We start from the raw sequence: 525 nt of genomic DNA, 5'->3' as shown, positions 1-525 counted from the left end.
CCTAGATCGTTGATGGGTTATTGCTGAACCAGGCGCGGGCATGGCGAAGGGCGTCCACGATCGGTGTGTGACGACTGACCTGGACGCCCTTCTGATCGCACTCTACGTCTATCTCGATGACCATGTGCTGCCATCACGGCGGCGGCCTCGCCGGCCGGGACGCCCGCGGTTGTTGACCGACGCCGAGTTGGTGTGCGTCGCGGTCGCGCAGGTCCTGCTGCGCTGTGATGAAGAACGCCGCTGGCTGCGGGCCGCTCCAAAACGGATCGGGCATCTGTTCCCGCACCTGCCGTGCCAGTCCGAATACAACCGGCACCTGCGTGCTTTGGGACCGGTCATGTCCCAGGTCGCGCTGGGCCTGGCCCGCACAGTCCCGACCTGGCATGAACTCCTGCGGCTGATGGATGGCACCCCCATACGATGCGGGGCCTCCCGCGTCACGGTGAACCGCTCAGCCCTGGGTGAGATCGCCGCCTACGGCCGTGACGCCTCTCACCACACCTTCTACTGGGGCGCCAAGCTGAT

The 525-nt window shown here is 65.9% G+C and carries 1 protein-coding gene; it reads left to right on the top strand.

The window, feature by feature from the left end; all coding sequences use genetic code 11:
* Nucleotides 1-67: 67 nt before the first annotated feature.
* The coding region (locus ACFFNX_RS52180; RefSeq protein ID WP_512699899.1) for a transposase family protein at nucleotides 68-525 on the top strand (458 nt) is incomplete at its 3' end.

The organism is Actinoallomurus acaciae (assembly GCF_042429965.1).
GTDB classification, from domain to species: Bacteria; Actinomycetota; Actinomycetes; order Streptosporangiales; family Streptosporangiaceae; genus Actinoallomurus; species Actinoallomurus acaciae.
Note: the sequence above shows the minus strand (reverse complement) of the source record. Positions and strands in the feature narration are given on the sequence as shown.